The sequence below is a fragment of the Thiohalophilus sp. genome, assembly GCF_031581315.1.
Classification (GTDB): domain Bacteria; phylum Pseudomonadota; class Gammaproteobacteria; order UBA6429; family Thiohalophilaceae; genus Thiohalophilus.
On sequence record NZ_JAVLAZ010000125.1, the window covers coordinates 1 to 5,121 of the forward strand.

At 59.0% G+C, this 5,121-nt stretch carries 5 protein-coding genes; 2 read left to right on the forward strand and 3 right to left on the reverse strand.

Annotation, left to right across the window (positions count from 1 at the left end):
- The coding region (locus RI563_RS12410; RefSeq protein ID WP_310694700.1) for a SulP family inorganic anion transporter at window positions 1-950 on the forward strand (950 nt) is incomplete at its 5' end.
- A gap of 14 nt (window positions 951-964) precedes the next feature.
- Window positions 965-1,807, forward strand: a complete 843-nt coding sequence (locus tag RI563_RS12415; RefSeq protein ID WP_310694701.1) for a universal stress protein — start codon at window positions 965-967, stop codon at window positions 1,805-1,807.
- Between the two features lie 88 nt (window positions 1,808-1,895).
- Here the strand turns inward: RI563_RS12415 and RI563_RS12420 are convergent, their stop codons facing one another.
- The 3 genes from RI563_RS12420 to pgeF all read right to left on the reverse strand — a co-directional run.
- Window positions 1,896-3,386, reverse strand: coding sequence for an FMN-binding glutamate synthase family protein (locus RI563_RS12420; protein ID WP_310694702.1), 1,491 nt, complete (start codon window positions 3,384-3,386; stop codon window positions 1,896-1,898).
- 121 nt (window positions 3,387-3,507) lie between these two features.
- Window positions 3,508-4,287, reverse strand: coding sequence for a ZIP family metal transporter (locus RI563_RS12425; protein ID WP_310694703.1), 780 nt, complete (start codon window positions 4,285-4,287; stop codon window positions 3,508-3,510).
- A 244-nt stretch (window positions 4,288-4,531) separates the two neighbouring features.
- The coding region (gene pgeF / locus RI563_RS12430) for a peptidoglycan editing factor PgeF (protein WP_310694704.1) at window positions 4,532-5,121 on the reverse strand (590 nt) is incomplete at its 5' end.

Consider the following 5,121-nt stretch of genomic DNA (forward strand, 5'->3'; position numbering starts at 1 on the left):
TGACCGCGCTGGCCATCTGGCTGGACATGGATATTCGCAACGTCGGCAGCATGGGTGAGCTGCCCGACACCTTGCCGGTTTTCCTGTGGCCGGATGTGCCGCTGAATCTCGACACCCTGTTAATCATCCTGCCCTATTCCGTTTCGCTGGCCGTGGTCGGTCTGCTGGAGTCGCTGATGACCGCCACCATCGTCGATGATCTGACCGATACCACCAGTGACAAGAACCGCGAGTGCAAGGGCCAGGGCATCGCCAACATCGGCTCCGGCCTGCTCGGCGGCATGGCCGGTTGCGCGATGATCGGCCAGTCGGTGATCAACATCAAATCCGGCGGCCGCACCCGGCTTTCCACGCTGGCTTCCGGCGTGTTTCTCTTATTGATGGTCGTCTTTCTCGACCGGTGGGTGGCACAGATCCCGATGGCGGCGCTGGTGGCGGTGATGATCATGGTTTCCATCGGCACCTTCAGCTGGGACTCGATCCGTAATCTGAAACAACACCCGATGAGCAGCAACATCGTGATGGTCGCCACCGTGGTGGTGGTCGTCGCCACGCATAATCTGGCGTATGGTGTGTTCGTCGGTGTATTACTTGGCGCGCTGTTCTTCGCCAACAAGGTGGGCCAGTACAAATACGTGGTCTCGGAGCTGGATGAGAAGAATGCCACCCGTACCTACCATGTGGTGGGACAGGTCTTTTTCGCCTCGGCGGACAAGTTTGTGGAATTTTTCGATTTCAAGGAAGCACTGGATAAAGTGGTTATCGATCTCTGCCAGGCCCACTTCTGGGATATCACCGCCGTAAGCGCACTGGACAAGGTAGTGCTCAAGTTCCGCCGTGAAGGTACCGAGGTAGAAGTGATCGGCCTGAACGAGGCCAGCGCCACCATCGTGGATCGCTTTGCAGTGCACGACAAACCCGACGCCGTCGATAAACTGATGGCCCACTGACAGGATTATCCGTTATGCCCAATGTCATCGCCTGTATCGATGGTACCGAAGTCTCCACCGCGGTCAGCGACTGCGCCGCCTGGGCCAGCCTGCAACTGGAGGCCCCGCTAATCCTGCTGCACGTGCTGGACAAGTCGGAATACCCGGCGCAAACCGACCTGAGCGGCAACATCGGCCTGGGCAGTCGCGAAACCCTGCTGCAGGAGCTGGCAGAGCTGGATGAAAAGCGCGGCAAGCTGGCCATGGAACAGGGCCGGCTGATGCTCGAATCCGCCAAACAGCGCGCACTGGAAGACGGCGTCAGCGAACCGATTACTCACCAGCGCCATGGCAGTCTGATCGACTCGCTGCTGGCCATCGAACAGGACACCCGCCTGCTGGTACTGGGCAAGCATGACGAGAAACTCAAACCCCATGTCGGCAGTCGCGTGGAAAGTGTGGTGCGCAGCCTGCACTGTCCGATCCTGGTCACCACCGACACCTTCAAGGCGCCGCAACGAGTGATGCTGGCTTTCGACGGCAGCGACACCACCCGCAAGGGGGTCGAGATGGTCGCCAGCAGCCCGCTGTTTAAAGGGATTCCCTGCCACCTGATTATGGTCGGCAATGACAACGCGACCAACCGCGAACAGCTTCAATGGGCGCAGACCACCCTCGAAGCGGCGGGCTTTGACGCGCCCGCGAGTATCGTTAGCGGGGATGTTGAACGGGTGTTATGTGATTATCGCGCGGCCAATGACATTGATATGCTGATCATGGGCGCCTGGGGTCACTCGGTGATCCGGCGTTTTCTGGTCGGCAGCACCACCACAAACGTGGTCCGTGACGCCACCGTGCCGGTACTGCTGCTGCGCTGACAAGCGGGGCGTATCTTTTCGCTGATACGCCGTCGGTCAACTTCGAATACGTTGTTGAAGTCTGTCGTAACCGACAGCGCGATATGAATTATGAAGCCTGGTGCGTATATTTGCTCACCGGATACGGATAAAGCACATTCAACGGCTGGCTCTTGCCCGGTGACTGAACAACCCGGATATGCTCGCGCCGAAACTCCCGGGCATTGGGCAGGCCGCAGGAATGAGCCAGGACATTGACCTCGTGATTGACCCAGTAGGCGTATTGCGCCACGCGCTCGGCCTTGTCTTCCACCACCAGCCCTTTTTGCAGCCGCCGATTCTGGGTGGTAATGCCGGTCGGACAACTGTCTTTGTGACATTGCAAGGACTGGACGCAGCCCAGCGCAAACATGAACCCGCGTCCGCTGACCACAAAATCGGCACCAATGCATAACGCCCAGGCCACCCTGGCCGAATGGACCATTTTGCCGGAAGCCACCAGTTTGATCCGGTTGCGCAGCCCGTAGGCCATTAAGGTATCCACCATGACGGGCAAGGATTCAGTAATCGGCAAACCGACATGATCCGCCAGTAGTTGCGGCGCCGCTCCGGTGCCGCCTTCCCCGCCATCGACCGTAATAAAATCGGGCGCCTGATCCTCGCCCCGGCGCAGGATCGTCTCACACAGCAACCGGGGAAACTCCTCGGAACCGAGGACGGTTTTTATACCGACCGGACGACCGGTAATGTCTCGCACCCGGTTCACCATATCCAGCAGATCATCGGCATCGGTGATCTCCCGGTGCCGGTTTGGACTGCTGGAGACCAGCCCCGGTACAATACCGCGTATAGCAGCAATCTCGTCGGTTACCTTGGCCGCCGGCAAAACTCCACCTCGCCCCGGCTTGGCCCCCTGCGACAATTTGATTTCAAACGCATTGACCTGTTCGGCTACCTCGCGCAAGCGAGTTTCACTGAGACTGCCACGGGCATCCCGCACGCCGTATTTGGCGGTCCCGATCTGGTAGATACGATCACAGGCCCCTTCCAGATGATAAGGGGACAGGCCACCCTCGCCGGTATTCAGCCAGACACCGGCTGTAGCGGCACCTCGTGATAATGCCCTGACTGCGGGCTTTGACAGGGCGCCATAACTCATCCCGGAAATATTAAAGACCGACCTGGCCTCGAACGGTTTGTCACACCCGGGACCAATGATCACCGAGGGAGTGTCGGTATATTCTTCTTCCAGTAAGGGATAGGAGGCGCTGACAAAAATGATCGAACCCGGCTCGCGCAGATCATTGGTGGAACCAAAACCGAGCAGGCCACCGAGCCCCTTGGAAGTCCGATAAACCCAGGCGCGAGTCGCCCGGTTAAACGGCATCTCCTGGCGATCGTGAGCAAACCAGTACTGGCGAAAATACTCGCCGAGATTCTCGAACAAATAGCGAAAGCGACCGATGACCGGATAATTACGCCGAATGGCATGGGTCACCTGCGTGACATCGGCCAGATACATTGCGATCAGGATAACGATCAGCAGACCACCCGTGCCCAGTCCCAGCCACATCCCCCAGCTCAGTTCCCAGTCCATCATTTGTCACGCCTTTCTTTTATTGTGTCCCTGATAAAACGTATTTCGTCTGCACAGGCCTTTCACTTGAGCGCGGCGTTCAAATCAGCGGATTAGTGCCGAAGTGACAATATCGGGATAGTTATCAATGTAACGTGGAGTGTGCCAGATAGATCACCACAACGCCCAGCAGGATCAATGCAATCTGCTGAACAGTTTGACTGAACTCAACCCGCTTGTGCAGCCCCGGAATCAGATCGGCCACGGCAATATAGATAAAGCTGGAGGCGGCGACCGCCAGCACATAGGGCAGGGCCTGTTGCATATCGGCCAGACTGAAATAGGCCAGTCCCGCGCCAATCAATGTAGTCAGGCTGGCCAGGACGTTATACACAAACGCCTTGCGTTTGCTGAAGCCGCTTTGTAACAGCACGGCGAAGTCACCGACTTCCTGTGGAATCTCATGCGCCGCCACTGCCAGCGCGGTAACGATACCCAGATGAATGTCGGTCATGAAAGCGGCGGCGATCAAAACGCCGTCCACGAAATTATGCACGCCGTCGCCAATCAGGATCAGGGTTCCTGCCGCATTATCATTGTTATGTGCATGCGGTTCCGGGGTGTGCGCCTCGCACACTTCGTGATGGCAATGGCGCCACAGCACCATCTTCTCCAGCAGGAAAAACCCCAGTACCCCGAGCAAGACGGTCATGCCCAGCAGATGAAAATCGTCCGTACCGGCCAGCGCATGCGGCAGCAAGGCCAGAAAAGCCGCGCCCAGCAGGGCGCCGATCGCGAAGCTGACAAAATGGGGCAGCAGCCGATCCCGGGTAAAACCGGGGATCAGCAAAAACAGCGCCGCCGCCAGCACACTCAGCACCCCGCCGAGCAGACTGAACAGCAAAATCCAGATGAATAACGACATTACCCTTCCAGGTTGGCAAAAAACCCTGCCATCATACTAGGTGCTAGTTACTAGGGGCTAGGTACCAGGCGCAAAAGTTTGGCGCGGTGCGATCGGCGAGGTTATATCGCCGAGGGGGCTCGGCTCCCACAGGATACTGCTGGCAGGTAGGCCCGATATAGCAACGCGGTATCGGGCACTTTTCGAGTTGCCGGGCACCGCATCCGCTATGTCCGGCCTACCACTAGCCCCTAGTATCTAGCGGCTAGCCCCTGTCCTCTGACGCCAGCCAGATGACACTGGCCATGCGCCCGGTCACGCCATCGCGGCGGTAGGAATAGAACCGTTCGGCATCGGTAAAGGTACAACAGTCACCGCCGCTGATCTGCTCGACACCCCGCTGTTGCAGGCGCCGGCGGGCCAGTGCGTAGATATCCATTAGCCAGTGGCCGGGGCGGGTCGTCGTGAACGCCGCCTCGTTGTCAGGATCGGAATCGACAAAGGCGCTGCGCACTTCCTCGCCGATTTCATAGACGTCGGGGCCGATGGCCGGGCCAAGCCAGGCCAGGATCTGATCGGCCGGTGCCTGAAACTGATCCAGTGCCGCTTCGATGACCCCACCGCTCAGGCCGCGCCAGCCGGCATGGACCGCAGCGACCTCGCGTCCTGCCCGATCACACAATAGCACTGGCAGACAATCGGCGGTGAGCACCGCGCAGATCACCCCCGGCGTGCCACTATAGGCGGCATCGGCCTCGAGACCGATCCGGCCGTTCTGTTCCAGCACGGCCACACGTGTACCATGGACCTGTTGCAGCCAGCCCGGCTCGGCCGGCAATCCCAGTCGGGCCCGGT